Source organism: Acinetobacter towneri, assembly GCF_001758345.1.
Taxonomy (GTDB): Bacteria; Pseudomonadota; Gammaproteobacteria; order Pseudomonadales; family Moraxellaceae; genus Acinetobacter; species Acinetobacter towneri_A.
The window spans coordinates 14,577-38,534 of the sequence record NZ_MKQS01000024.1 but is presented as its reverse complement, the minus strand read 5'-3'; the positions used below and the strand labels follow the sequence as shown (position 1 = coordinate 38,534).

The 23,958-nt window shown below is 40.6% G+C and carries 23 protein-coding genes and 1 pseudogene; 9 read left to right on the top strand and 15 right to left on the bottom strand.

Going from position 1 to position 23,958, the window contains the following annotated elements:
• Nucleotides 1–245, bottom strand: a 245-nt coding sequence (locus BJN41_RS11410) for a transposase (protein WP_171072066.1), incomplete at its 3' end; no start/stop codon positions are given.
• A 250-nt stretch (nucleotides 246–495) separates the two neighbouring features.
• Between BJN41_RS11410 and BJN41_RS11405 the strand changes: the two are divergent.
• A pseudogene (locus BJN41_RS11405) lies at nucleotides 496–1,615 on the top strand (sigma-54 interaction domain-containing protein); the annotation flags it as partial.
• Nucleotides 1,616–1,625: 10 nt separating this feature from the next.
• Here BJN41_RS11405 and BJN41_RS11400 read toward each other — a convergent pair.
• The 6 genes from BJN41_RS11400 to BJN41_RS15895 all read right to left on the bottom strand — a co-directional run bounded on the left by BJN41_RS11400 (nucleotide 1,626) and on the right by BJN41_RS15895 (nucleotide 4,475).
• On the bottom strand, nucleotides 1,626–2,045 hold the full coding sequence (locus BJN41_RS11400; protein ID WP_070155330.1) for a DsrE family protein: 420 nt from the start codon (nucleotides 2,043–2,045) through the stop codon (nucleotides 1,626–1,628).
• 259 nt (nucleotides 2,046–2,304) lie between these two features.
• Entirely contained in the window at nucleotides 2,305–2,802 is a 498-nt protein-coding gene (locus BJN41_RS11395; protein ID WP_070155322.1) for a DUF2505 family protein, read from the bottom strand.
• Between the two features lie 164 nt (nucleotides 2,803–2,966).
• Nucleotides 2,967–3,251, bottom strand: coding sequence for a hypothetical protein (locus BJN41_RS11390; protein WP_070155320.1), 285 nt, complete (start codon nucleotides 3,249–3,251; stop codon nucleotides 2,967–2,969).
• Between the two features lie 12 nt (nucleotides 3,252–3,263).
• The gene (gene pnuC, locus BJN41_RS11385; protein ID WP_070155318.1) at nucleotides 3,264–3,842 is read right to left on the bottom strand and encodes a nicotinamide riboside transporter PnuC; all 579 of its coding nucleotides are present in this window, start codon (nucleotides 3,840–3,842) and stop codon (nucleotides 3,264–3,266) included.
• A 156-nt stretch (nucleotides 3,843–3,998) separates the two neighbouring features.
• A complete protein-coding gene (locus BJN41_RS15900; RefSeq protein ID WP_227515236.1) occupies nucleotides 3,999–4,181 on the bottom strand; it encodes a hypothetical protein in 183 nt (60 codons plus the stop codon).
• A 93-nt stretch (nucleotides 4,182–4,274) separates the two neighbouring features.
• Entirely contained in the window at nucleotides 4,275–4,475 is a 201-nt protein-coding gene (locus BJN41_RS15895) for a hypothetical protein (RefSeq protein WP_227515235.1), read from the bottom strand.
• Nucleotides 4,476–4,753: 278 nt separating this feature from the next.
• On the opposite strand from BJN41_RS15895, the gene BJN41_RS11375 reads away from it, so the two are divergent.
• The gene (locus tag BJN41_RS11375; RefSeq protein WP_070155316.1) at nucleotides 4,754–5,221 is read left to right on the top strand and encodes a GNAT family N-acetyltransferase; all 468 of its coding nucleotides are present in this window, start codon (nucleotides 4,754–4,756) and stop codon (nucleotides 5,219–5,221) included.
• A gap of 82 nt (nucleotides 5,222–5,303) precedes the next feature.
• Here the strand turns inward: BJN41_RS11375 and cysN are convergent, their stop codons facing one another.
• The 3 genes from cysN to lysS all read right to left on the bottom strand — a co-directional run bounded on the left by cysN (nucleotide 5,304) and on the right by lysS (nucleotide 10,470).
• Nucleotides 5,304–6,920 carry a sulfate adenylyltransferase subunit CysN gene (cysN, locus tag BJN41_RS11370; RefSeq protein ID WP_070155315.1) on the bottom strand — a complete coding sequence of 539 codons (1,617 nt, stop codon included), beginning with the start codon at nucleotides 6,918–6,920 and terminating at the stop codon, nucleotides 5,304–5,306.
• Between the two features lie 142 nt (nucleotides 6,921–7,062).
• Nucleotides 7,063–7,971, bottom strand: coding sequence for a sulfate adenylyltransferase subunit CysD (cysD, locus tag BJN41_RS11365; protein WP_171257443.1), 909 nt, complete (start codon nucleotides 7,969–7,971; stop codon nucleotides 7,063–7,065).
• 972 nt (nucleotides 7,972–8,943) lie between these two features.
• A complete protein-coding gene (gene lysS, locus BJN41_RS11360) occupies nucleotides 8,944–10,470 on the bottom strand; it encodes a lysine--tRNA ligase (RefSeq protein WP_070155311.1) in 1,527 nt (508 codons plus the stop codon).
• Between the two features lie 316 nt (nucleotides 10,471–10,786).
• Between lysS and BJN41_RS11355 the strand changes: the two genes are divergently transcribed.
• Nucleotides 10,787–11,293, top strand: coding sequence for a YqiA/YcfP family alpha/beta fold hydrolase (locus BJN41_RS11355; RefSeq protein ID WP_070155328.1), 507 nt, complete (start codon nucleotides 10,787–10,789; stop codon nucleotides 11,291–11,293).
• A gap of 112 nt (nucleotides 11,294–11,405) precedes the next feature.
• Here BJN41_RS11355 and BJN41_RS11350 read toward each other — a convergent pair whose 3' ends face one another.
• A complete protein-coding gene (locus BJN41_RS11350) occupies nucleotides 11,406–11,948 on the bottom strand; it encodes an adenine phosphoribosyltransferase (RefSeq protein ID WP_070155309.1) in 543 nt (180 codons plus the stop codon).
• 484 nt (nucleotides 11,949–12,432) lie between these two features.
• Here BJN41_RS11350 and rubA point away from each other — a divergent pair, with 484 nt between their 5' ends.
• The 5 genes from rubA (at nucleotide 12,433) to BJN41_RS11325 (ending at nucleotide 16,759) form a co-directional block, all read left to right on the top strand.
• Nucleotides 12,433–12,597, top strand: coding sequence for a rubredoxin RubA (gene rubA / locus BJN41_RS11345; RefSeq protein ID WP_070155307.1), 165 nt, complete (start codon nucleotides 12,433–12,435; stop codon nucleotides 12,595–12,597).
• 73 nt (nucleotides 12,598–12,670) lie between these two features.
• Complete coding sequence (locus tag BJN41_RS11340; RefSeq protein WP_070155305.1) at nucleotides 12,671–13,849, top strand: FAD-dependent oxidoreductase; 1,179 nt, start codon at nucleotides 12,671–12,673, stop codon at nucleotides 13,847–13,849.
• A gap of 56 nt (nucleotides 13,850–13,905) precedes the next feature.
• Complete coding sequence (locus tag BJN41_RS11335; protein WP_070155303.1) at nucleotides 13,906–14,844, top strand: alpha/beta fold hydrolase; 939 nt, start codon at nucleotides 13,906–13,908, stop codon at nucleotides 14,842–14,844.
• A gap of 13 nt (nucleotides 14,845–14,857) precedes the next feature.
• A complete protein-coding gene (oxyR, locus tag BJN41_RS11330) occupies nucleotides 14,858–15,769 on the top strand; it encodes a LysR family transcriptional regulator OxyR (protein WP_019837456.1) in 912 nt (303 codons plus the stop codon).
• 354 nt (nucleotides 15,770–16,123) lie between these two features.
• Nucleotides 16,124–16,759: a LuxR C-terminal-related transcriptional regulator gene (locus BJN41_RS11325; RefSeq protein ID WP_019837457.1), complete on the top strand. Its 636-nt coding sequence runs from the start codon at nucleotides 16,124–16,126 to the stop codon at nucleotides 16,757–16,759.
• 122 nt (nucleotides 16,760–16,881) lie between these two features.
• Here the strand turns inward: BJN41_RS11325 and ppk1 are convergent, their stop codons facing one another.
• Together ppk1 and mtgA are read right to left on the bottom strand one after the other, a co-directional pair.
• On the bottom strand, nucleotides 16,882–18,963 hold the full coding sequence (gene ppk1 / locus BJN41_RS11320) for a polyphosphate kinase 1 (RefSeq protein ID WP_070155301.1): 2,082 nt from the start codon (nucleotides 18,961–18,963) through the stop codon (nucleotides 16,882–16,884).
• Nucleotides 18,964–19,095: 132 nt separating this feature from the next.
• A complete protein-coding gene (mtgA, locus tag BJN41_RS11315) occupies nucleotides 19,096–19,770 on the bottom strand; it encodes a monofunctional biosynthetic peptidoglycan transglycosylase (protein ID WP_019837459.1) in 675 nt (224 codons plus the stop codon).
• Between the two features lie 76 nt (nucleotides 19,771–19,846).
• Between mtgA and BJN41_RS11310 the strand changes: the two genes are divergently transcribed.
• Complete coding sequence (locus BJN41_RS11310; RefSeq protein WP_070155299.1) at nucleotides 19,847–20,662, top strand: rhomboid family intramembrane serine protease; 816 nt, start codon at nucleotides 19,847–19,849, stop codon at nucleotides 20,660–20,662.
• A gap of 45 nt (nucleotides 20,663–20,707) precedes the next feature.
• On the opposite strand, the gene BJN41_RS11305 is transcribed toward BJN41_RS11310, so the two are convergent.
• Nucleotides 20,708–23,197, bottom strand: a complete 2,490-nt coding sequence (locus tag BJN41_RS11305; RefSeq protein WP_070155297.1) for an ABC transporter permease — start codon at nucleotides 23,195–23,197, stop codon at nucleotides 20,708–20,710.
• A 1-nt stretch (nucleotide 23,198) separates the two neighbouring features.
• Nucleotides 23,199–23,948: an ABC transporter ATP-binding protein gene (locus BJN41_RS11300; protein WP_019837462.1), complete on the bottom strand. Its 750-nt coding sequence runs from the start codon at nucleotides 23,946–23,948 to the stop codon at nucleotides 23,199–23,201.
• Between the last annotated feature and the right edge of the window lie 10 nt (nucleotides 23,949–23,958).

Below are 23,958 nucleotides of genomic sequence, written 5' to 3'. Positions count from 1 at the left end.
TTAATCAGACTTTGCACAAAGCCAGTGACCATACGTAAAGACAGACGGAATAAGGATTTAATCATTAAGCAGCATTGGATGGCTGCGTCGGAGTAGGTTTGATTTCGCCCTTGTTTGCCTTTTGATGGCGCATACCATTGCGTAGCAGGATCAAACCAAATGGCAATATTTCCGCGACTCATGAGTGCTCGGTTATATGCGGGCCAATTGGTTGTGCGGTAGATTTTGTGTGTAGGCTTCTTCATTTGAAAATTATATCGCTGAAAAACCCTTTACAGATAGGTTTGTGCAACAAAGCCTCTTAGCGCACAAATACAGCGCATGAGGAATTAAAAATTTAATCCATCGAACTCAACTTATGCAAGCACGTAATTAGAAGCAAGCAATCTTGGAAAATGATGCTGCAAAAAAGCCAAGTCCTTCAACTTGGCTTTGTTTTGTAAGATAGATTGATGTGCAAAACTGCAGAATCAGGTTCAGGTGTTAAAACGCCCTGCCGATGAGCTAATTCAGTTCATGTCGCCCTAACCGATGGAACAGGAAATCATTTCACTGCAAGCCGAATTGTATGAACTAAAAAAGTCGATTTATACCATCAGTAAAATGACTACAGTATGTTCAGCTCAGTCGGACAATCAGCAGCTTATCAACGGGTTTGTAACTTACTCAAAAAAACGGCAGGTGCCAAAGTTTCCATTTTGCTGCAAGGTGAAACACGTGTCGGGTAAGAAGCCTTTGCTCGTGGTGTGCATGAACTCAGTCAACGTAAAGAACATACTTTTGTCGCGGTCAACTGTGCAGCTATTTCACCTGAACTGATTGAATCTGAGCTATTTGGTGTCGATAAAGGAGCGTTTACAGGTGCACATCAATCACGATTAGGTAAATTTGAACGCACCCATGGCGGTACTATTTTCAGATGAAGTGATTAAACTTTCACCACGCGCTCAAGCGGCTTTGCTGCGTGTGCTAAAAGAAGGTGAAGTGGAGCGTGTCGGAGATTCACAAACCCGTCATATTGATGTTCGCGTGATTGCTGCACAATGAAGATTTAGAACAAGCGGTTAAAACTGGGCGTTTCTGTGCCGATTTATATTACCGTTTAAATATTTTTCCTGTGCAAATTCCACCACTGCGTGAACGCCGTGAAGATTTACCGCTTTTGGTTGCACATTTCTTAATACGCTTTGAAAAAATGTATGACAAACAGATTCATGGCATCAGTGAAAAAGCCACTGATTTTATGCAAAACTATGCTTGGCCTGGCAATATTCGTGAACTGGAAAACCTGTTGGAACGTGCAGTACTGCTGACGTAAGATCAACAACTGATTAAACTGAATGCCCTGTTTCCACAAATACACAGCTACGATGCCGTAGATGAGCAAGACAGCGTAGATTTAGATACGCTTTTAACCGAAGGTTTTGATTTAGAACAGCATGAACAACTGTTAATTGTGACCGCCATGTATAAAGCCAAACAGAATGTGTTAGAAGCGGTACGCTTATTGGGAATTTCCCGCGCAGCACTGGATTATCGTTTAAAAAAATACGCCATGCGCTATACATTCCGCAATAAAAAAGCCCTGTTTTTCAATAAGGCCGGCGCATTTTAAGCAACCGAATTTACCAGCTCAATGTTTGTGTACCTGGACGGAAAATTGCGTCACCCATGGCATCTGGATTGGCAAATTTGAGGCCTTTCATTAAGTCACCTTCAACAACACCGTACTGATCCATACACATTTTGCAGATATAGACATCACCACCTTTGGCGATAATACTTTTCAGCATGTTTTGATGCTCTGCATATTTATGTTCAAAACGGTTAGATGCCAACATTACGCCTTGATCGACCAAATAAATCGTCAATGGATGACCTTTGCCAAATTGGTTATTACTCATGCCAATAGCCATTTTGGTGCGGTGTGCATCACTGCTGGTAAGCAAGACAAAAAGCGGATCTTTTTTGCTCTCTGCCATTGCTGGAGATAGACTAGCAAAGGTCAGCAAAACCGATAAACATAACAACTGAATCAATTTCATGGCAGAACCCACACTCAATTTAAATTTGGTCAAAATATTAGCATAATAAATATACTATATTTAAATAATAAATTAAGACGATAGTCTGTATGCAATAAAGCCAAGCACTAAACTTTTTCAAAAAATCAAAAATTGATCACTGTAAAATGACCCCAGCATCAACAATCACAATTCAATACGTCCAAAAAACAAAGCGCCACCGAAAACGGTAGCGCCAAGCATGGATTTAAGAACAATCTTTTCTAGCAGAATTGAAGAATTAAACTGCTAAATTTTTCTTAAGCTCATCTTCCACAATGCCAATTTCCAACTCACTGAAACGGCGGATTTCCCCTTCTGCATGTTTTTCCAACATACCGCCAATCAATGGCACTTTAACCTTAATTGTCCAGTTTAATTGAATATCAATTTTTTCATGATTGCCCGTCACGCTACGCTCACCTTTAGCTTCTAAAGGCAAGTTTGCACCAAGCTCCACGGTTGAAGTTAGGTCAGTTAAATGGGTCACATCATTTCGTTTTAAACGAAATGCATCTTTTAATAATTTTTTAGCCAAATCAGGAATATTCACATCCAAATTATAGGCACGGCGTAAAGTGTAAATATCACCGTTTTTTTTAGATTCTAAAATTTCCAAATTTTCACCAGGAATACGTTTGCAAACTGCTTCATGCAAAGCAACATCTGCCACTAAACGCTTAAATTCGTCAATTGAAACGCCATGAATCGTCGCGTTCACAGTAAATTGATGTGCCATTTGAGTTCCTTTTATGTTGTTTTTGATGAAGTAGGTCTAGCATCATCGTGCAATATAATTTAGCTGATGCCTAACAGGTATAAGTTGTTTTATATCCTACATACAACTTTATTTTCAGGTTATTAAAGCGTTTGTTCCTTCTACTGTCATTGACTCTATTTTGTCTATTCTGTGTGAATGATGCCAAATTCAGCAGCATAGGTTTCATGACTATAAATAATTAAATAATGCCCACAAAATTCAATTTTGGCATAAAAATGTTCAGCGCCATCATCTAGTCCTGTGGCACACCATGTCGTCCCTTTGGGAAAATCATCTAACCATTGGGCTTGGTAAAAATCTGCAATCGAATCAAATGGTAAATAACGCTCAGGATACGCCAAAATATCCAAGGCCAATAAATCAAATTGTTTAAGCTGCGCCTGTTTAAAATCAATTAAATTGCTCATCGCTACACACCATCACAGCGCAGAATGTGCTGCATGTTGTTGTCGGATTTTATGCCATTCACGCCAGCCCAAATAAGCCAGCACCACAAAACCTGCATATAACACAGCCGTTAACAGCAACTCTTTGTAAATAAACATGCCGATATACACCAGATCGACCACAATCCATAACACCCATGTTGCCAAGTATTTACGACTGGTCCAATAGGTTGCCAATAGACTCATGGCGGCCAGTTGTGCATCCAATAAAGGCAGTGAAGCTTGCGTCCACCACTTTAAAATCAGCCCAAACAATAAACCAAGTAAGCTACACAGTGCAATTTGCAGCCACATTTTAGAGAGTGGCAAGCTCTGAATGACGATATGTTGTTTTTGCTGCTGTGCAGTTTTCCACTGCAAAAAACCATAAACAGCCATGCCCATAAATAGGGTTTGTAATACCGTTTCGCCATACAATTGATATTCAAAGAACAAATAGGCATACAGCAAACAGGCAATAAAATTCACCACCCAGCAAGCAATATGTCGCTTAATGGTTAATGTCACGCCTAAAACACTAATCAACACAGCAATGATTTCTAGAACCGACATTGTTGCTGCCTATGTAAAAGAAAAAGGCATGATACCTCTTTTCGGGAAAATAGCGCAAAACTCAACATTTAACCAAACGCTTAACTGATTAGAAGATACTGCAATTCATTTAAAAAAACTTCTCTAAAACCATAAATAGAAAATCAGGTATGAAAATTAATCCGCTTTAAATTGCTCTGAATTATTGTATTTATGCTCTCGTCCAAAACGGTCTACATGGGTAATAAAAACTCCGTATTTGCCGACATAATATTCAAGGGATTGCTCGCAAAAGCTCCAGTAAATCGACCATTCACCCAAGTCTAACTGACGAATTTGCGTATGCGCTTTGGCAGGCATTTTATTCAGCACTTCTTGTTGAATGGTTTCGGCATCTTCAGGGTCATGACTAGATACTTTTAAGCTTAAAAATATTTCTGCGATATCATCAAATCATTGCTGTTCGTGTTCGGCAACTTCTTCCACCACCTCTTCTACAGGGCGCGGTGCTTTGTGGGTAATCGGGTCTTGGACAATATTGGCAATATCTTGACAGCTTTGCTGAAAAGTACGATTAATTTTTATTTTGAACCAGACTTTCCAGACTGCATAAACAGCAATCAACAACAAAATCCATAACAATAGTTTTGCCATCTTGGTCTTCGCTCTTATTTCAGGCGTTTCAATAAAGTATAACTATTTCAGAACATAGCGTCTATTCACTGCTACACGATTCAACGCTTAAGCTTTAACAGATCAATCATCCTGCATCGCCAAAAAGCGCAGTATTTAATTACATAATGATACTGAATGCCTCAAAATTAGGACTTGTGCTGTTATATAACGCAGCAAAACACAACAATTTTCTGCTATTTCTTTAAACGCTTTTCACTTCCAATAGAGCCTTGTTTTATCTATCACACTAAGCCTAGATGATTAGAGCTGCACAAATTCAAGATGTCACCAATTTGGTTGCGGTATTACATGCCAGTATTCGCTCTTGTTTTCAAGATCATCAACGTAATGAAGCCAAAATTCAGGCATGGCTAGAAAATAAAAGCTACGAAAATATTTTAATGCTGCTGCATTACAACAATTGTTGGGTCTATGTCTTACAGCATGTGGTAGTCGGCTTTATTATGATGAGTGATCACGGGCAAATTTTACAACATGCCATTGCACCCGAAATGCAACAACGCGGTATTGGTCAAGCCTTATTATTTGAAGCAATAAGCGATTTACAGCGCAAAAATGTATCGCACATGAGTGTATTTAGCACGCAGACCGCTTTAAGTTTTTATGAAAAAAATGGTTTTGAAGTACAACCACAAAAAATTAGTTATGGGCATTTCACACCCATGCTCAAACATCTCAATAGCGAACCCGTAGAGTACACTTAAAAACCAACTTTCCAATATAATAAGCGCGCATAAAAAACCGCTTTCAGATGAAAGCGGTTTTTTATTGTATGCGGATTCGATTTTATAAACGAACTAAGGCAATTATTTTTTCTGCAAGTTCTTCAGCACTGATCGCAGTCAACTCTGCATCTGCGCCACTGTTTACATCGCTAATCACCACAATGCCTGTTTCGCGTAGTAGTGCAACCTGCGCAGCATCTAAACCTGCTTTGGCAATCGCAACAATACCCTGCTGAATCAGCAAACTTTCAAGCGCTTGCGCCTGTTCAAGTGCTTGGCTTGGTACACATACCGCTGCAGGTTTTTGACCTAAACGTGCAGCACGGTCTTCTGCTGTGACTACTGCATTGTGTGCAGACCATTCTACACAAGCTTCAACCATACCTGCGCCAATGGTCACGTTATTTAAACGGTCAATGAAAATAAACGAACCTGTATAACGACTATCTTGATAACGGTCAAATACTACAGGCGCATCAAATTCGATGGTGACATTGGCAATTGCATTCAGTTCAAGCTGTTCAACCTGTACCTGTTCCAAAGTATTTACGTTGGTGCGGTAATGAATGGCTGTGACTTTCGCAGGAACGGTTTGTGTACCCACTTTTAAGTTATATAACTTGCCAATAGATAGTGGCTGATCAGCCATCCACACCACAGTGGCATTTACAGCTCGTGAAATTTCAGGGCGTGCCTGATCTTCACGCACCAACACATTACCACGTGAAATATCAATTTCATCGTTCAGTGTTAGGGTAACGGCTTGACCTGCAATTGCATGTTCAAGATTGCCATCAAAAGTCACAATCTCTTTAACTGTCGAGCTTTTCCCTGAAGGCAATGCCACAATGCGGTCACCCACATGAATATCACCCAAAGCAATCGTACCGCAAAAACCACGGAAGTCGAGGTTTGGACGGTTGACATACTGCACTGGGAAACGGAAATCATTTTGAGCCGATTTACGGTTAATTTCTACCGACTCCAATGTTCCCATTAACGTATCGCCAGTGTACCAAGGCGTATGCTCAGACTTGTTCACTACGTTATCGCCGTTTAAGGCTGAAATTGGAGTGAAAATAATATTCGCTGGTTTACGATCACCCAATTGATTCACAAAGTTCGCATATTCCGCCTGAATTTCGTTGAATCGTGCTTCGGAATAATCCACCAAATCCATTTTATTGATGGCCACCACAATATTGTTTATGCCCAATAAACTAGAAATATAGGTATGACGACGGGTTTGCGTTTGTACACCATAACGTGCATCAATCAAAATAATCGCCAAGTCACAGGTCGATGCACCTGTGGCCATGTTACGTGTATATTGCTCATGCCCTGGCGTATCGGCAATGATGAACTTACGCTTTTCGGTAGAGAAATAACGATAAGCCACATCAATGGTAATGCCCTGCTCACGCTCGGCTTGCAAACCATCCACCAATAAAGCCAAGTCAGGTGCATCGCCCGTAGTGCCGACTTTTTTCGAGTCACGAGTCACCGCTTGTAACTGATCTTCATAAATCAATTTTGAGTCATACAATAAACGACCAATTAATGTCGATTTACCATCATCTACGTTTCCGCAAGTTAAAAAGCGCAGTAGATCTTTGTTTTCGTGCTGTTTTAAATACGCCAAAATATCTTGGCTAATTAAATTCGATTGATGAGACATTGCTCAAAGCTCCGCATATTCTTTAGAAATCGGTTTTTAATCTTTAATCTCTCTAAATCTAACTGGATAAAAGGGAGGCTTGGCTCCGCTTTTTATAAATCCCTCTTTATAAAAAGAGTTTTAAGAAATTCTAGAGGAGAGATTAGAAGTAACCTTCTTGCTTTTTCTTTTCCATTGAGCCAGCTTCATCGTGGTCAATCATACGACCCTGACGTTCTGAACTGGTTGCCAATAGCATTTCCTGAATAATTTCAGGCAAGGTATTCGCTTCTGACTCGACTGCACCCGTAAGCGGATAACAACCTAAAGTACGGAAACGTACAGATTTCATTTGAGGAACTTCACCTTCTAGCAGTGGCATACGTTCATCATCGACCATAATTAAAGTACCGCTACGTTCAACGACAGGACGTTTTGCAGCCAAATACAACGGTACTAATGGAATACTTTCGAGGTAAATGTATTGCCAAATATCCAATTCAGTCCAGTTAGACAATGGAAACACGCGGATGCTTTCGCCTTTATTGACCTTGCCGTTATACAAATTCCACAATTCAGGACGCTGATTTTTCGGATCCCAACGGTGTTTTGCATCACGGAAAGAATAAACACGCTCTTTGGCACGTGATTTTTCTTCATCACGACGTGCACCACCAAATGCCGCATCAAAACCGTATTTGTCTAAAGCTTGTTTTAAGGCTTGGGTTTTCATGATGTCGGTATATTTAGAACTACCGTGGTCGAACGGGTTAATACCTGCTTCAACCCCTTCTTTATTCTGATGAACAATCAAGTCAAAACCGTGTTGTTTTGCCATGTTGTCACGGAAAGTGATCATATCTTTGAACTTCCAGCCCGTATCCACATGTAGCAGTGGAAATGGCAGTTTCGCTGGATAGAATGCTTTTAAAGCCAAATGCAACATTACCGCTGAATCTTTACCAATCGAATACAACATGACTGGATTTTCAAATTCGGCTGCAACTTCACGGATAATATGAATACTCTCAGCTTCAAGCTGCTTAAGATGAGTAAGTCTTTCCTGATTTATTGACATTGATCACACCGGATATACTTAAACTTGTGTACGAATAACACAGATAGAATTTGATTTTCATTATAGTGACTTAGTTATGCAAACTATTGCTTGTTTTATTATATTTATATGCAAAAAGCTCATATAAAAGAAAACCAATAAGTAATATAAGCTTTATTTAATCAATAGTTTATTCTGTTACCCATTAAAGTTTAAGGTCATTTTCGCTGCGTTTAATACACATCAATCACGCTAAAGTTGCTCTTTTTTAAATAACTTACTAGATTATTCATCTAATTTAACGCGTCAAGCATGAACAAGAAATGCTTAAAGTAAAACATATTTTTATTTTAGGATGCTCCCATGTCACAGATTAAACAGATCAAATCCAAACTTGAACAGACGCAACTGGCTGGTTTTTTGTATCAGCACAGTCTTGAACTACTCGTCCTATAAGCACTTTTAAACGATGATACTTCAATGTTGAATATTTTTGTGCAGCATCAACTCAGTGCAGATCAAATTCGGCTGCCATTTGGATTAGGTTGTCGTGATCATCAACTCTCGGTTTTTTATTTTCGTAACACATAGCAATCAAGACCACAGCTATGAAATTGGCGCGGGTCATCTAAAAGCCGAAGAAAAAACCTTTATTGACTGTATGCAATCTATAAATGCCCTAAAGGTTTTTATTTGGTAGATGTCCCCTTTTAAATACAAGCACAACAGAATTGTATCCGTCGATTGAAACACAATTATTCGCGCAAGAAAAATTATATTTCTTAAACACGACTATTTACACTAACCCAAGAGATGTACAAGTGGCTTGGCTGAATTTACAAATGTAGCATGATTGATGGCTTGTGAGCCAACGCATCGACCTATGATCAAAAAATTGGTGGCAAGTGTTTAATTCTTAAGTTGCAACAAAAAAACAACCTGCATTTCTGCAGGTTATTTTTTATGTAATCAACAATGCGCTAAAACTTAGTTTTTATGACGCATGTGTGGGAATAAAATCACATCGCGAATACTCGCAGCGTTGGCAAACAACATGACCAAACGGTCAATCCCGATGCCTTCACCAGCAGTTGGAGGTAAGCCGTATTCCAAAGCTTCAACGAAGTCTGCATCGTAATGCATCGCTTCATCATCGCCTGCGTCTTTTTCTGCAACCTGTGCTTGGAAACGCTCAGCTTGGTCAATCGGGTCATTTAATTCCGAGAAACCATTCGCCAATTCACGACCACCAATAAAGAACTCAAAACGGTCAGTAATGTGTGGATTATCGTCATTACGACGTGCTAAAGGTGACGTTTCTGCAGGATATTCTGTAATGAAAGTCGGCTGACGCAATTGAGTTTCTACAGTTTCTTCAAACACTATCGTTTGTAGTTTGCCCAAACCAAAACCTGGTTTCACCTGTTCTTTCAATTCTTCCTGCACAAATTTAGCCAAGAAATCACGGTCATTGACATTTTCTGGCGTGAATTGTGGATTGTGCTCAAGAATGGCATCAAACATCGAAATTTTCTTGAATGGACCTTTGAAGCTATACACTTCATCGCCATACGGTACATCGGTAGTGCCCAAAATATCCAAAGCCAATTTTTCTAGCATTTGCTCTGTCAATGCCATTAAATCTTTATAGTCGGCATAAGCTTGGTAGAATTCGATCATGGTAAATTCAGGGTTATGACGTGTAGACACCCCTTCATTACGGAAGTTACGGTTAATTTCAAACACACGTTCAAAACCACCCACCACTAAACGCTTTAAATATAATTCAGGTGCAATACGCAAGAATAACGGCATATCTAAAGCATTATGATGCGTTTCAAATGGACGCGCAGATGCACCACCAGGAATCACATGCATCATTGGCGTTTCAACTTCCATAAAACGCTGTTCGGTTAAAAATGCACGAATACCCGATATGACTTTAGCACGAATTTCAAAGGTTTTACGGGTGTCTTCATTTACGATCAAGTCTAAATAACGCTTGCGGTATTTCGCTTCGGTATCGTTTAAACCATGATATTTGTCTGGTAATGGACGTAGAGATTTGGTCAACAATTCAAAATGTTCAATATGAACGTATAAATCGCCTTTGCCTGAACGACCAATATAGCCTTTCACTGCAATAATATCGCCCAAGTCGAGGCTCTTGATCGTATCTAAAGTTTCAGCACTAAGTTCTTTACGCGCCACGTACAACTGAATACGACCTGTCATGTCTTGAATGACGATGAATGAACCGCGGTTCAACATCACACGACCAGCCACAGACACATAAACTTTTTCGCCTGCTTCAATTTCTTCTTTAGAAACTTCTGCGAATTGTGCCTGCAAATCTCCTGCGTAGTTTTCACGCTTAAAAGTATTTGGCCAAGGGCTGCTTCCCTTCGCCTTCGCTTGTTCTTGAATTTGCTTTAACTTGGCATGACGCTGCGCAATTAAATCGTTTTCGGAAATAGTGGGTTCTGAAGTCGATTGAGCGTTATGTTGCGTCATCTCTGCCTCGAATAATTACTAAAAAAAGAAGTTCAATAGAATAGCAGATTTAGATGCGATTTCGTATGCCTTCTCTGACTCGGGCAATTTATTTTTTCAATTCCCCCTTGCTTTTGTGATTTTTTGTAGACTTAGACCAAAAGCTAACTTCTTTCTCAAATCAAGCGCACTACAATATTGTTCAGAAATAGATGAAAAAGACCGTATTTTGCTGTTTTTTTAAACTTCGAGATGTATCAGTCTAAATATCTTATTTTCTATCCTCTTTATCTTAGGCTCAGTTTGTATCAAGATGCTTAACTTCGTGAATCTGGCAATGAATACATGTGCTTTAAAAGTCTTGTTTTTACATGGATTAGATTCCTCACGTGAGTCGACTAAATTCCATGCCATAGATGCAAAACAAAAATTTTGTATCGATGTCGATTATCGCAACTTAAATTATCAAACCGTTGCCGATTTTTATCACAATATCATCCAAAAAATTAAGCCTGAAATTTTGGTGGGACATAGTCTAGGTGGCTATTGGGCGCTCAAAATGTCATTGTCGCATCATATTCCGTGCGTGGTGGCAAATCCAAGTTTAGCTCCCACATTTCGCAATGATTATCCTGCAATTTCAGATGTTGACTTGCAGCACGATATTCCACAATTGGCTTATTTAGAGTTGGGCGATGAAATTTTGGATATGCATGCCGCACAAGCATTTTTAGAAAACTATATGCAGACCTCTACTTTTGAGTCCGGACATCATCGCTTATTACATCCAGAAAATATTAATTCTTGTATTCAACAAATCGAAAAAGTTTATCTTGCCAAATAAAGTCAAAGCGATCCATTAAAAAATTATCATATAATCATCACCTATTAAAAAAGCCTGCTCACAACCATGATGATCAGGCTTTTTTTACAGCAGTTACAACAGCTTAAAAGGATTAAGCCACTGCTTGTTCTGGTTTAGATTTATTGTCCAACACCGACCAAATATCTAAACCTAAGTTTTTGTGTAAATCTGGCAAGTCTAGAAAAATGCTGGCACCCAAAACTTGATGATTACATTTTTCAGCCAATTGTTTGACTGCTTTTAACGTGCCGCCAGTCGCCAATACATCATCTACAATAATGACTTTTTGCGCTTGCACATCGGCAGCCATTTCTAAACGGTCTAAGCCGTATTCTAAGCTATACCCCACACCCACAACTGGTGGTGGCAATTTACCTGCTTTACGTACAAGTACCAAACCTTTGCCTGTACGCTGTGCTAAAAGGCTCGCCAATACAAAACCACGCGCTTCTACTGCAATAAAGCTTTCAACTTCAGCTAATTTTTCTGCAGGAATGTTGGCAATTAAAGCATCTGTTAATGAATCCAAATTATTCATAAACAAAGGCGTTAAATCATAAAAATCTACGCCTGGTTTTGGGAAATGAGGAACTGTACGAATATGCGACCACAAAAAAGTAGACAAATTGCTCATGGAAGATCAGAAATGTGACTAAAGAATGGTTGAATTTTACCGTTTATTTTCACACAAGGCTAGTGATCGAATCGACAAGACCGTCTTCAATCACGCGCCCTAATATTATAAGTTTTTGATTTTTATAAACTTAAATATAATTAAAAAAATAATACATATTTATTCCATCATAAAATAACAAAAAAATAAGATTCTTACTCTACGACCAAGGTGTTAAAGATTACTCATACGCATAAAAACGTGATTTTTTCCTGCAGTCTTTCTCTCATTACAGCAAGCTATCTCTCTCAAAACAGGTTTTTTTTGTATAGTTTTGTCCCATGCGGCTATTCATTCTATAAAAGCACAGATTAAAATCGCTTATTGACTTTACTTTAGCCTTATAACTGCGTAAAAACTTAATCAAAGAGAGATATCATACAACTAGTTGTAGATAAGTTTTTTGCTGATCTGGAAATTTATAGATCGGTTTATGGAGAATGGAATGAAAAAGTATCAATGCATCGTTTGTGGATGGATTTATGACGAAGCAGAAGGCTGGCCTCAAGATGGTATTGTGGCAGGTACATTATGGGAAGATATTCCTGATGATTGGACTTGCCCAGACTGCGGCGTTTCAAAAGCTGATTTTGAAATGATTGAGATCTAAAACCACGAAAAGACCATGTCCGATGGTCTTTTTTTAACGCCAACTTCTATGCCCTTATTTGGAGTACACCTTAATGCATCCCATCGTTATTATTGGTTCAGGCATGGCAGGTTATACAGTTGCACGCGAGTTTCGTAAACTAAATGCAGAACAAGCCTTAGTCATGATTTGTGCAGATGATGCTGCCAATTATGCCAAACCAACTTTATCTAACGCCTTGGCGGGCAATAAAGCCCCAGCTCAAATTGCATTGGGCGATGCCGCAAAAATGGCAAGCCAACTCAATATGCGTATTGAAACCCAGACTTGGGTGAAAGCAATTGATGCAGAGGCGCATGTACTTGAATTAGAAAAAGAGGGAGTGAGCAGTCAACAACCTTATTCAAAATTGGTTTTGGCAGTAGGTGCGAGTCCTATGCGTTTAGCAATTGCAGGCGATGGCAGTGATGATATTCATGTGGTAAATAATTTAAGTGATTACACTGCATTTCGCCAACAGCTTGAACAGCGTCAAGATAAACGTGTGGTGATTTTAGGTGCGGGTCTGATTGGTTGTGAATTTGCTAATGACTTGCAACAAACAGGACACCAAGTCACGGTGATTGATCTTGCACAACAACCGCTAGCTCGTTTACTGCCAGATTATGTAGCCAGTGCTTTTAAACAAAACCTAGAAGAAACGGGCATCCATTTTGTATTGGGTACAACCGTTGAAAAAGTTTCAAAAATAAAAAATGACGACTATTTAGTGACGATTACCAGTGGCCAGTCTTTAATTGCCGATGTCGTGCTATCTGCAATTGGTTTACAACCAAATATTGCTTTGGCTAAAACAGCAGGCATTGAAACCAGTCGTGGCGTACTCACCAATGCACAACTTGAAACTAGCCAAGCAGATATTTATGCAGTGGGTGATTGTGCGGAAGTGAATGGTATTTTATTGCCCTATGTCATGCCAATCATGCAGCAAGCACGCGCCTTAGCCAAAACCTTAAATGGTGAAACCACTCAAGTCCACTACCCCGCCATGCCTGTGGCAGTAAAAACGCCTGATGCACCACTTACCGTTTTACCTGCACCGCTAGAGGTAGATGTTAATTGGCATACTGAAGAATTTGATGATGGCATGATTGCCAGAGCCTATGACCAAACCGATACCTTACGTGGCTTTGTCCTATTAGGCGCAACGGCGGCTAAACAACGCTTGAGTTTGACCAAATTAGTGCCAGACTTATTGCCTGTATCGGAATAAAATAAAAACAATAAAGGGCGATTGATTTCGCCCTTGCCTGACATGAGGATCACAACATGAATAGTGCACTTCAGTTCCACACTTCGCCCTATACGGCATTTATGCATGAAACTAAAGTCGATCTAGGCAACGGTATTCAGTTGCATGTCGAAGTGGGTGGAAAAACTGAAGATCCACCTATTTTACTGATTATGGGTTTGGGCGCACAAATGTTGTACTGGCCCGATTTCTTTTGTAAATCATTGATTGATCAAGGTTATCGGGTCATTCGCTATGACAACCGTGATATTGGTTTATCATCCAAAATTCGCCACAAAGGCCCCCGTCTGAACACCTATAAAATGATGGGGCGTTTCAGCTTAGGTTTGCAAAACCACGGCGCACCTTATAACTTGTTTGATATGGCAGATGATGCTGCATTACTATTAGAGCGCTTAGGCATTGAAAAGACCGAGGTGATTGGTGCATCTATGGGCGGGATGATTGCACAAATTTTGGCAGCCAAATATGCAGATCGCGTGAGTAATTTAGGTTTATTATTTACCAGTAATAACCAGCCTTTTTTACCACCACCATTTCCAAAACAACTGTTCAGCTTACTAGAAAGACCAAAATCGCAAGATGAAAATAGCATCGTTGATCATAGTTTAAAACTCTTTAAGGTGATAGGCTCACCAGGTCATGTAAATCAACTCGAAGCGATGCAAACTGCACGCAAATTATATCAGCGAAGTTATTATCCTGCGGGTGTACTTCAACAGTTTTTAGCAATATTATGTACAGGCTCGTTGCTACATCTGGACAAACAAATTCAGCAACCTACCCTTGTGGTACATGGTTCGCAAGATCGTTTGCTCCCACCAGGGCATGGTAAGGCTGTTGCGAAAGCGATTCCGGGCGCTAAGTTTGAATTAATCAATGGAATGGGGCATGATATCCCTCCACACTTTATTCCTCATCTTAGTGAACTGTTTGCTCACCACTTTAAATCATAATCATTAGGACACTATGGCTGCATTACCATCTTTAAGACAGCTGTCATACCTCGTTACACTGTCTGAAACGTTACATTTTACAGAAGCGGCTCGCCGTTCTTTTGTAACTCAGTCGACTTTGTCTGGCGGGATCATGGAACTAGAGCGCCTGCTTGGCGGTGTACTGGTAGAACGTGATCGACAGAATGTACGCTTAACCCCATTGGGTGAACAAGTCGTAGCACGCGCGCGGGTTCTGTTAGCAGATGCACAGGATTTAATGCGTTTAAGCCGTGAAATGAGTGAGCCTCTCACAGGTGATTTACACCTAGGCGTGATTCCAACCATTGCCCCATTTATTTTGGCGCAACTGTTAGATGAAGTTCATCAGCAGCTACCTAAAATTCACTTGCATTTACACGAAGCTCAAAGTGAAAAAATTGTCGAAAAATTGGAACACGGCAGTTTAGATATGGTTGTGTTAGCACTGCCATTCGATACACGTGGCTTGAAAGTCGCAGAGATTTCTAAAGAAGATTTGTTCCTGGTTTCTCACAAAGGCGATCATCAATCGGTGCAGGCTCACTCTTTAGATGATTTGGATTTATCGCGTTTAATGCTACTTGAAGAAGGTCATTGCTTACGCGACCACACTTTAAGTGCCTGCCCAATTGGTGAACGTAAAAACGATCAACGTTTAAAAGCCAGCTCTTTGCCAACCTTGGTTGAAATGGTCTCTGCAAATTTGGGCTTTACTCTATTGCCTGAAATTGCAATTCATAATGCCATGATCAAATCGAATCCAGATATACAGATCAAAAGTATTGAGGCTGCACCAAGCCGTACTTTGGCTTTGGTGACCCGTAAAAGTACACCGCTACAAAGTGAATTTGACGTTTTGCTACAGATTTTACAAAAAATCACTCAAAACACACACTCAATTTAGACACACCAACCTACTTTTCATTAAGGAGCCAACATGGCTCCTTTTTATTTTCGTTCAAAAAATCCTTATATTTTTGCAGTTCAATATGTTGAAGTGATTTATGAATATAAATAAGTTTCAATATGTGCTCTTAAACACAAATTTAACATTTCATTGTTCATATTAACTAAAATAAAAAGCAGTCTCTAGTAAGCTTACTCACATTTTCAAAACGATAAAAAATACCTAACAACAAATACTTAGATTTACTCTTTTCATATAATAATCACTATATCTAAGGGTATTCAGTTACAGCAATATCACGCAAAATCTATTTATCAAAATTATTTATAGAACAGCACAGGAGTATTTGACATGATTCACAGAGATCTCATTTTACCTGTACCCGTTCTGCTGATTGATGATCAGGTGGAAGCATCAGAAAATTTAAGCCATATTTTACAAAATTTTGGCTACCCAAATGAGGTGTTACTTTGCAGCCCATCGCTCACAAATGCAGTGTTGATGGTGCAGCAACATTTACCTAATTTGGTATTTATCAATTTACAGTCTTGGTCAAAAGCACAAATTGATTTTATTCAAAATCTCAAACATTTCCGTAAAGACACCTTAATTGTGGCGGTGCTGCCTTCAAGTATGCCCAAACAATTGCTACAAGCTATTCATTTAGGCATTTCAGCCTATGTCTTTAGCGACCAATCTGCGACAGGCATGCAAAACCAGATTCGCACCATTTTACGTGGCGGATCACCGCTAGATGGTAACTTAGCCAATGAAATTTTAGCCTGCGAACAATCCATTGTCGCACATGACCATTCTTTGACACTCTCTAAAACTGAACATGAAATATTGGCGCTTTCAGGACAAGGTTTACCCTCACAGCAGGTTGCTGCCAACCTGAATGCTTCCGAACAACTGGTGCATGGTTATGTAAAAAGTATTTATCGGAAAATTATGAATGCGGATGATGCGATGGGCTGTTTTTCTTAAATTATTGATCAATATAAAAGATAAATCAAAAACATAAGTATTAAATAAGCATCAAATGAATATTAGAAACGAAAAAGAGCGATGTCTAGCATCGCTCTTTTTCCTGCTATACAAGTTTTAAACTAAACAATACTCTCGGTAAGGATTCGCTGCGCATTATGCGGCTCTTCACCATCAGCCGCTTTTACACGCACCCAAGATCCATCGCCCTGCAACAGCCATGCTTGTTGATTATCTTGCATATAGGTCAATAAGCCTTGCTCATAAATCCGCTTTTTCAAGGCTGGATCTTCAATTGGGAAACAGGCTTCAACGCGGTTAAACAGGTTACGATCCATCCAGTCTGCACTTGAACAATAAATACGTGGATTGCCATTATTAGAGAAATAATAGACACGGGTATGCTCAAGGAAACGTCCAACTATCGAACGCACACGAATATTTTCCGATAAGCCTGGCAAGCCTGGACGTAAACAGCAAATTGAACGGATAATAAGATCAATTTGCACACCTGCCTGAGAAGCCTCATACAATTTATTGATCAATTGCATTTCAGTCAGTGCATTCACTTTCACAATAATTTGCGCTGGCTTGCCTGCTTTGGCGTTGGCAATTTCTTCATCAATATAATTGACCAACTGCGCGTGCAGGGTAAATGGCGCATGCAATAACTTTTTCAGTTTTGCCATTTTGCCCATGCCTGTCAGCTCTTGGAAAATACGATGCACATCTTCACATAGCTCTTTATCTGTGGTCAGTAAACCATAGTCGGTGTAAATACGCGCATTGCCTGCGTGGTAGTTACCTGTGCCTAAATGCACGTAACGCACCAATTTATTATTTTCACGGCGCACCACCAAAATCATTTTGGCGTGGGTTTTGTAACCCACAATACCGTACACCACTACTGCGCCCGCTTCTTGCAACACGTTAGCCACAGCAATGTTAGACTCTTCATCAAAACGTGCGCGCAGTTCAATAACCGCAGTCACTTCTTTACCGTTTCGTGCAGCTTCTGCAAGCACTTGCACAATTTCAGAATCTGCGCCACTGCGATATAAAGTTTGTTTTATTGCCAAGACTTGTGGATCACGTGCAGCTTCACGCAGCAAGTTAATCACAGGAGCAAAAGATTCAAACGGATGGTGCAATAAAATGTCTTGTTTTTGCATTGCTGAAAAAATATTTTCAGACTTTTTCAACACCTTTGGAATGGCGGGTGTATGTGAATCATAACGTAAATGCGGACGCTTAAAATTTGACAATAAACGTGCCAAGTTGACTGGACCATCGACTTTATAAAGTTGCTCTTCTTCAAGATCAAACTCATCTAACAAATAATCATAAATGGCTTTAGGGCAGTTCTGCGTGACTTCCAAACGAACAGCACGACCAAAACGGCGTGAATTTAATTCGCCTTTTAGAGCTTTGGCTAAATCTTCTACATCTTCATTTAACGCCAAATCTGCATTACGGGTCACACGAAATTGATAACAACCTGTTGCGGTCATCCCTGGGAATAAGTCTGACACATGCTCGTGAATAATCGCAGAAAGCATGACGTGATGCTCTTTACCACCTGTCAGTTCATCGGGTAAACGGACTACGCGTGGTAGTGAACGTGGTGCGGGAACAACAGCCAAATCAATTTGACGACCAAAAGCATCTTTTCCTTCCAAAGTCACAATAAAGTTCAGGCTTTTGTTGACCAACCGTGGGAATGGATGTGCAGGGTCTAGGCTAATTGGAGTTAATACAGGGGCAACTTGCTCTTGGAAATATTTTTTCACCCATGCCGATTGTGCAGGAGTTAATTCACCGCGACGTAAGAAACAAATGTCTTCTTCACGTAATTTTGGCAAAATTTCCTGATTTAAAATACGGTACTGACGTTCAATGGCAGCATGTGCTGTTTTAGAAATTTGATCTAACACCTGTTTAGGCGTTAAACCATCTGGAGTTCGGCTTTCATTGCCCAAGTCCAATTGTTCCATCATGCCCGCAACACGAATTTCAAAAAACTCATCCAAATTACGTGAAAAAATCAGCAGGAAGTTCATACGTTCCAACAAAGGATGCAACGGATCTACAGCTTGCTCAAGCACGCGCAAATGGAAATCTAAAATAGACAGTTCGCGGTTAATGTAGCGATCATTATATGTATATTCTGGTTGCGCAGGAGTCGCGCCTGTTGCCGTATTCATACCCACCTATGCTTTTTTAAAATGTTTGGCACTGCTACAAGTATGCTTCAATTTTGTGACATTTTCATAAAAAAAGCCTAAAAAATTAGGCTTTGTGAATGTATTCAGATTTATAGTATGTTTTCCCTCGATTCAGGGTATTTCCGCATAACGCATATAACGCTGTACCATCCGTTTACGGGCTTTTAACGCCCCCGCATTACGGTGTTCCTGAAAATATTTGGGATTAGTTAAAATTGCAGCCAAGAAAATCGCTTGGTCACGGCTTAAACTTTTTGCACTTTTGCCAAAATAATGCTGTGCCGCAGCTTCGGCACCATAAATATTATCGCCAAATTCTACCGAGTTAAGATAAACCTCTAAAATGCGCTGCTTTGACCACATGCGCTCCATCATCCATGTTGCCACAACTTCTTGCCCTTTACGCAAAAAAGAGCGCTTATTGTATAAAAACAAATTCTTGACAAGTTGCTGAGAAATCGTGGAACCACCCGCCACGACTTTGCCTTCATCTTTGTTTCGTTCCAATGCAGTTTGGATGCCTTCCCAGTCAAAGCCATGATGCTGCATAAATTTACCATCTTCTGCAGTCACTACAGCGCGTTTTAAGTTGTCGCTGATTTGGTCATAGTCACGCCATTGATGTTGAATAGGCTTGCTTGGTTCAGCCCAATAATCTAAACGCATCATCATGGTCGATTGCACAGGTTGCGTACGCCACCACACCAAGCTGCTAAAAATCCACAATTGAATCAAAAGCACCACACTGACAAGAATTAACAAAGTTCGTATAAAAAAAGCTTTCATCTTGGTGCATGGCTCCTGAAGCGTTATTTTTTCGTGTTAAGCTTAGATTGATCACTACGACACAATATTCAAATATATGTCCCAAAATCCCCCAAACCTGCGCAACAATAAAGTTGAAATTCACCTGTGGTGGATTACCGCAACCCTGATTGCAATCAATGTGGCTTTGTTTGCATGGCAAGTGCTTAACGGTATGAACATTAGCAATCCTAGCCCGCAAGATGCAATACGCTGGGGTGCTGATTATGCACCTTTAACCTTTTTGGCGGAACCCATTCGCCTGTTCAGCAGCATGTTTTTTCATTTCGGTTTAGTACATTTAATGTTAAATATGTGGGCCTTGTATATTTTTGGCAGCGTTAGTGAGCAGTTGTTTGGGCGTGCTTATTTTATAGTGTTATATGTTTGTGCAGGTTTAATGGGCAGCCTGCTCAGTGGCTATGTCAGCATTCAAGACAGTTATAACCTACTCGAGCAAGGCGTCGCCAATCCAAAGCTGTTACCTAGCGTGGGTGCAGGTGCATCGGGTGCAGTGATGGGACTTGGGGCTGCACTGACGGTATTGGCGTTATTGCCCCAATTGCCGCGCCAAAAATTTCTGTTGGATGGCAAAACCTTAGTGATAGTGATGGCACTGAATTTAGGCATGGGCTTTATGATCAGTGGCATTAATAACGCTGCACATATTGGTGGCATGCTCATGGGCGCAGCCATGACACTCATTTGGTACATTGGACAACGCAGTAAACACAGCAACTTAGTGAACGGTTTTGCGATACTCCTTGCACCACTGGGTTGTGCTGCCTTTTACTGGTATTGCCATCAACTGCTTGCTCCAATTCAACCTCTTTGGCAAGAACTGCTTAGCATGATGCAACGCAGTCTGGGTTGAGCAATCAACCTTACAACTAGCAGAACACCATAAACGAGAGATGAATCAGGACTGATTCATCTCTCTTAAACTTTGTAGTGGCGGAATATCGCACAAATAACTTAAACGATAACGTCCTATCAAGGCACACAACACGGTCATAAATACAGGCAAAATCAGCCAGATTTCCCAATGCGGTTGCAGCATTAAATCCATGCGGTAACTGGCAACAGCACTAATGACTTCGGCAAATAAACACGCCACAATTCCCGCCAAAAACCCCATAAAACCAATTTCTAGACTTAACATACGTTTGAGCTTTTGTTTAGAACTGCCAAAAGAACGCAGCAATGCCACTTCGCGTTTGCGCTCATCCATCAACAAGTTTAAACACGCGACCAAAACCAACAACCCAGACACACTCACCAAAATGGCTAAGATGGTGATGATCTGCACCAACACATTCACGATGCGTTTAATTTCATCCAAAATTAGGCTGACATCTATAAACACTGTATTGGCAAATTGCTGAATCAATTGAATCAGTTTCGGTTTATCTGCATCAGGTACATAGAAACTACCCAAATAACTGCCTGCATTTTCATCCATAGTTTGCGGTGAAAAAATAAAGAAAAAATTTGGACTAAAGCTTTCCCACTCAACCGTACGCAGATTAATCACTTCGGCTTCAAGTATGCCTTCAGGAAGACTAAAACTGAGCCTATCTCCAATTTGAATGCCCAACTCGGCAGCCGTATCTGCTTCTACTGAGACTTGCCCCACTGCACTAAAATTGGCTTGCCCATTCACAATCACATTATCGGCAGGATAACGATCCGACTGGGTCAGGTTGAGTTCCCGGGTTAATGTATTGCTTTGCTGAATTAAGGCTTCAGCAAAAGGTTTATCATTTTTAGCGACCAAACGCCCACGTATATTTGGATAAAGTGGCGTACTATTCCACTGCTGCTGCGCGAGTTGTTGTTGAAATTCAGGCATATCAAACGGTGGTAAGCCGTAAACAAACTGATTGGGTGTTCCTTCGGGCAATTGTTGTTGCCAACGATCTAACAAATCAGTACGCAACACTGCAAGTACCGTAATCAAACTTAATCCTAAAGCCAATGCGGTAATTTGAAAGGCCGTGACAGCAGGCGCACGAATATACGCTGCGACTCTACCTTTAGAATGACGTATTAATTTTAATACACCCCACACCACCCCATACAGCAACACACAAAACGCAATAATCGCGCCAATCACCCATGCACTGAGCACTACACTTTCGGTCAAGACCACACAAAATACGATCAGACTTAGCGTTCCTGTCAGCAGCATCCACCACCAAGCGCGCATGTTTTTGTCTTGTTGGCGAATCACCCGGATCGGTGCGGTATTCAGTAATTGCAATAAATTAGGCAGTACAAAACCCAACAACACTACAGCACTGGTGAGCATGGCAATTGGCAATGGCCCAAGCAACATTTCTATGGCTGAAAATTGAATGTCCAAATGCGGAATCAGTTGCAGCATGATTTGCAACAAAGCATAGCCCAAGATCACGCCCAAAATACTGCCAATGCCCATAGCGATAATTAAGACCAAAGCCAGCAACGCCAAATAAGCGGCTAAAATTTGACGTTTACTCGCACCAATACAACGTAATAAGGCGATATGATCCTGATTTTGTTGCACATAACGCTGACTGGTCAAACCAATCGCAATCCCGCACAATAAAATGGTCAGGATGTTAGCCAACTGTAAAAAGGTATCTAAATTGGCAATTGGGCGCATTAAGCGCGTATTGCCTTCACTGGCATTGCGTAGTCTTAAACTGCTTTGTTCTTCAAAGTTTTGTTCAGGGTTGGCTGTTTGCTGTGCCTGTGTAGGCTGCTGTGTATGCGTTTTAAAATACTGCTCAAAATTTTGCGTATCTTTGGCGCTGCCTGCCAACAACAAACGGTAATCTATACGGCTACCCACTTGAATGGCGTGGGTACGTGCTACATCAGCCTGTGAAATTATCACTGTCGGCGAAAAACCTGAAAAACCGAGTTCCTGATTAGAATCGTGTTCGATTTTGGCAGTCACGGTAAATGCTGCATCGGCAATATTCACCGTTTCACCCAGTTTAACGTGAAGTAAATCCATAGCACGTTGGCTCAGCCAAATTTCGCCAGACTGAATCTTGTCCGCTGCAGGACTGACCCGCAACGCACCGCGTAGCGGAAAATTTTGCTCAATCGCTTTGACATTCACCATCACAAATTGCGCTTGAGTATGTGCCATCGAACTAAATACAGTCACATTCGACTGTTGTAATTGATGTGCAGTCGCCTGATCCTGCCAGTCTTGTTCAATCGGTTCATTGTCACTCAGTACTAAATCACCCGCCAGCATTTCTGCCGCTTGCAACGCCACTGCATTTTGAATTTGCTCATTACTAAACTTTAAGGCTGTAGTCGCGCTAATCGCCAAAGTCAGCGCAATAATCAATAAGTAGACACCACTGCTTTTAAAACTCTGCTTTAACAGTGGATGAAATAATGCGTTCATTTCATCCTCCTGTTATGGCAGCAGTTGGCTTAGCTGCAAATTGCTCAACCAATTGTCCATCAATTAAGGCGTAATGGCGCTGACATTGTGCTGCTAGTTTCGGGTCATGCGTGACCAACACCAAGGTTGTGCCCAACTCGCGGTTCAACTCAAATAGCAACTGCTCAATTTCAGTTGCAGTTTCACCATCCAAATTTCCTGTCGGTTCATCGGCAAAAATAATTTTAGGTTCACGAATTAAAGCGCGTGCAATGGCGACACGTTGTTGCTCGCCTCCCGAAAGCACTTTCGGCGTTTGCTGTGCCTGACGCTCTAAACCCACACGTTTCAGCAAATTCAGCGCTTTTTGTTCTGCTGCTGCATATTTAAATTTTTCCTGCAAACGTAGGGGCAACATCACATTTTCTAGCGCAGTTAAATGCGGCAACAACTGAAAAGACTGAAACACAAAACCAATATGCTTTAAACGAACTTCTGCACGTTGTTCTTCATTTAATTCTGCAATTGACTCACCACAAACCAGTAATTTTCCACTGCTGGCTTGATCTAAAGTTGCCAAAATACCCAATAAGGTCGATTTTCCCGAACCCGAACGACCTGTAATGGCGACTTGTTCACCTGCTTGAATATCGAGGTTTAAATTCTCAAAAATGGTCAATTGTTTTTGTGCAAGTTGTATCTTTTGTGTCAAATTTTGGGCAGAAATAATCGTTTGTGGCATGATATTAGATTCTTTAGTGTTTTGAGTCATATGTTTCCCA

Excerpts from the sequence above, each read along its gene's own strand:
- BJN41_RS11400 (WP_070155330.1), bottom strand. The coding sequence starts at position 2,045 with ATGAAATTGATTCAGTTGTTATGTTTATCGGTTTTGCTGACCTTTGCT.
- BJN41_RS11310 (WP_070155299.1), top strand. The coding sequence starts at position 19,847 with ATGTCCCAAAATCCCCCAAACCTGCGCAACAATAAAGTTGAAATTCAC.
- BJN41_RS11305 (WP_070155297.1), bottom strand. The coding sequence starts at position 23,197 with ATGAACGCATTATTTCATCCACTGTTAAAGCAGAGTTTTAAAAGCAGT.
- BJN41_RS11340 (WP_070155305.1), top strand. The coding sequence starts at position 12,671 with ATGCATCCCATCGTTATTATTGGTTCAGGCATGGCAGGTTATACAGTT.
- BJN41_RS11325 (WP_019837457.1), top strand. The coding sequence starts at position 16,124 with ATGATTCACAGAGATCTCATTTTACCTGTACCCGTTCTGCTGATTGAT.
- rubA (WP_070155307.1), top strand. The coding sequence starts at position 12,433 with ATGAAAAAGTATCAATGCATCGTTTGTGGATGGATTTATGACGAAGCA.
- BJN41_RS11395 (WP_070155322.1), bottom strand. The coding sequence starts at position 2,802 with ATGGCACATCAATTTACTGTGAACGCGACGATTCATGGCGTTTCAATT.
- BJN41_RS11375 (WP_070155316.1), top strand. The coding sequence starts at position 4,754 with ATGATTAGAGCTGCACAAATTCAAGATGTCACCAATTTGGTTGCGGTA.
- BJN41_RS15900 (WP_227515236.1), bottom strand. The coding sequence starts at position 4,181 with ATGCCTGCCAAAGCGCATACGCAAATTCGTCAGTTAGACTTGGGTGAA.
- pnuC (WP_070155318.1), bottom strand. The coding sequence starts at position 3,842 with ATGTCGGTTCTAGAAATCATTGCTGTGTTGATTAGTGTTTTAGGCGTG.
- oxyR (WP_019837456.1), top strand. The coding sequence starts at position 14,858 with ATGGCTGCATTACCATCTTTAAGACAGCTGTCATACCTCGTTACACTG.
- BJN41_RS11355 (WP_070155328.1), top strand. The coding sequence starts at position 10,787 with ATGAATACATGTGCTTTAAAAGTCTTGTTTTTACATGGATTAGATTCC.
- BJN41_RS11335 (WP_070155303.1), top strand. The coding sequence starts at position 13,906 with ATGAATAGTGCACTTCAGTTCCACACTTCGCCCTATACGGCATTTATG.
- ppk1 (WP_070155301.1), bottom strand. The coding sequence starts at position 18,963 with ATGAATACGGCAACAGGCGCGACTCCTGCGCAACCAGAATATACATAT.
- BJN41_RS11350 (WP_070155309.1), bottom strand. The coding sequence starts at position 11,948 with ATGAGCAATTTGTCTACTTTTTTGTGGTCGCATATTCGTACAGTTCCT.
- cysN (WP_070155315.1), bottom strand. The coding sequence starts at position 6,920 with ATGTCTCATCAATCGAATTTAATTAGCCAAGATATTTTGGCGTATTTA.
- lysS (WP_070155311.1), bottom strand. The coding sequence starts at position 10,470 with ATGACGCAACATAACGCTCAATCGACTTCAGAACCCACTATTTCCGAA.
- mtgA (WP_019837459.1), bottom strand. The coding sequence starts at position 19,770 with ATGAAAGCTTTTTTTATACGAACTTTGTTAATTCTTGTCAGTGTGGTG.
- BJN41_RS11300 (WP_019837462.1), bottom strand. The coding sequence starts at position 23,948 with ATGACTCAAAACACTAAAGAATCTAATATCATGCCACAAACGATTATT.
- BJN41_RS15895 (WP_227515235.1), bottom strand. The coding sequence starts at position 4,475 with ATGGCAAAACTATTGTTATGGATTTTGTTGTTGATTGCTGTTTATGCA.
- BJN41_RS11390 (WP_070155320.1), bottom strand. The coding sequence starts at position 3,251 with ATGAGCAATTTAATTGATTTTAAACAGGCGCAGCTTAAACAATTTGAT.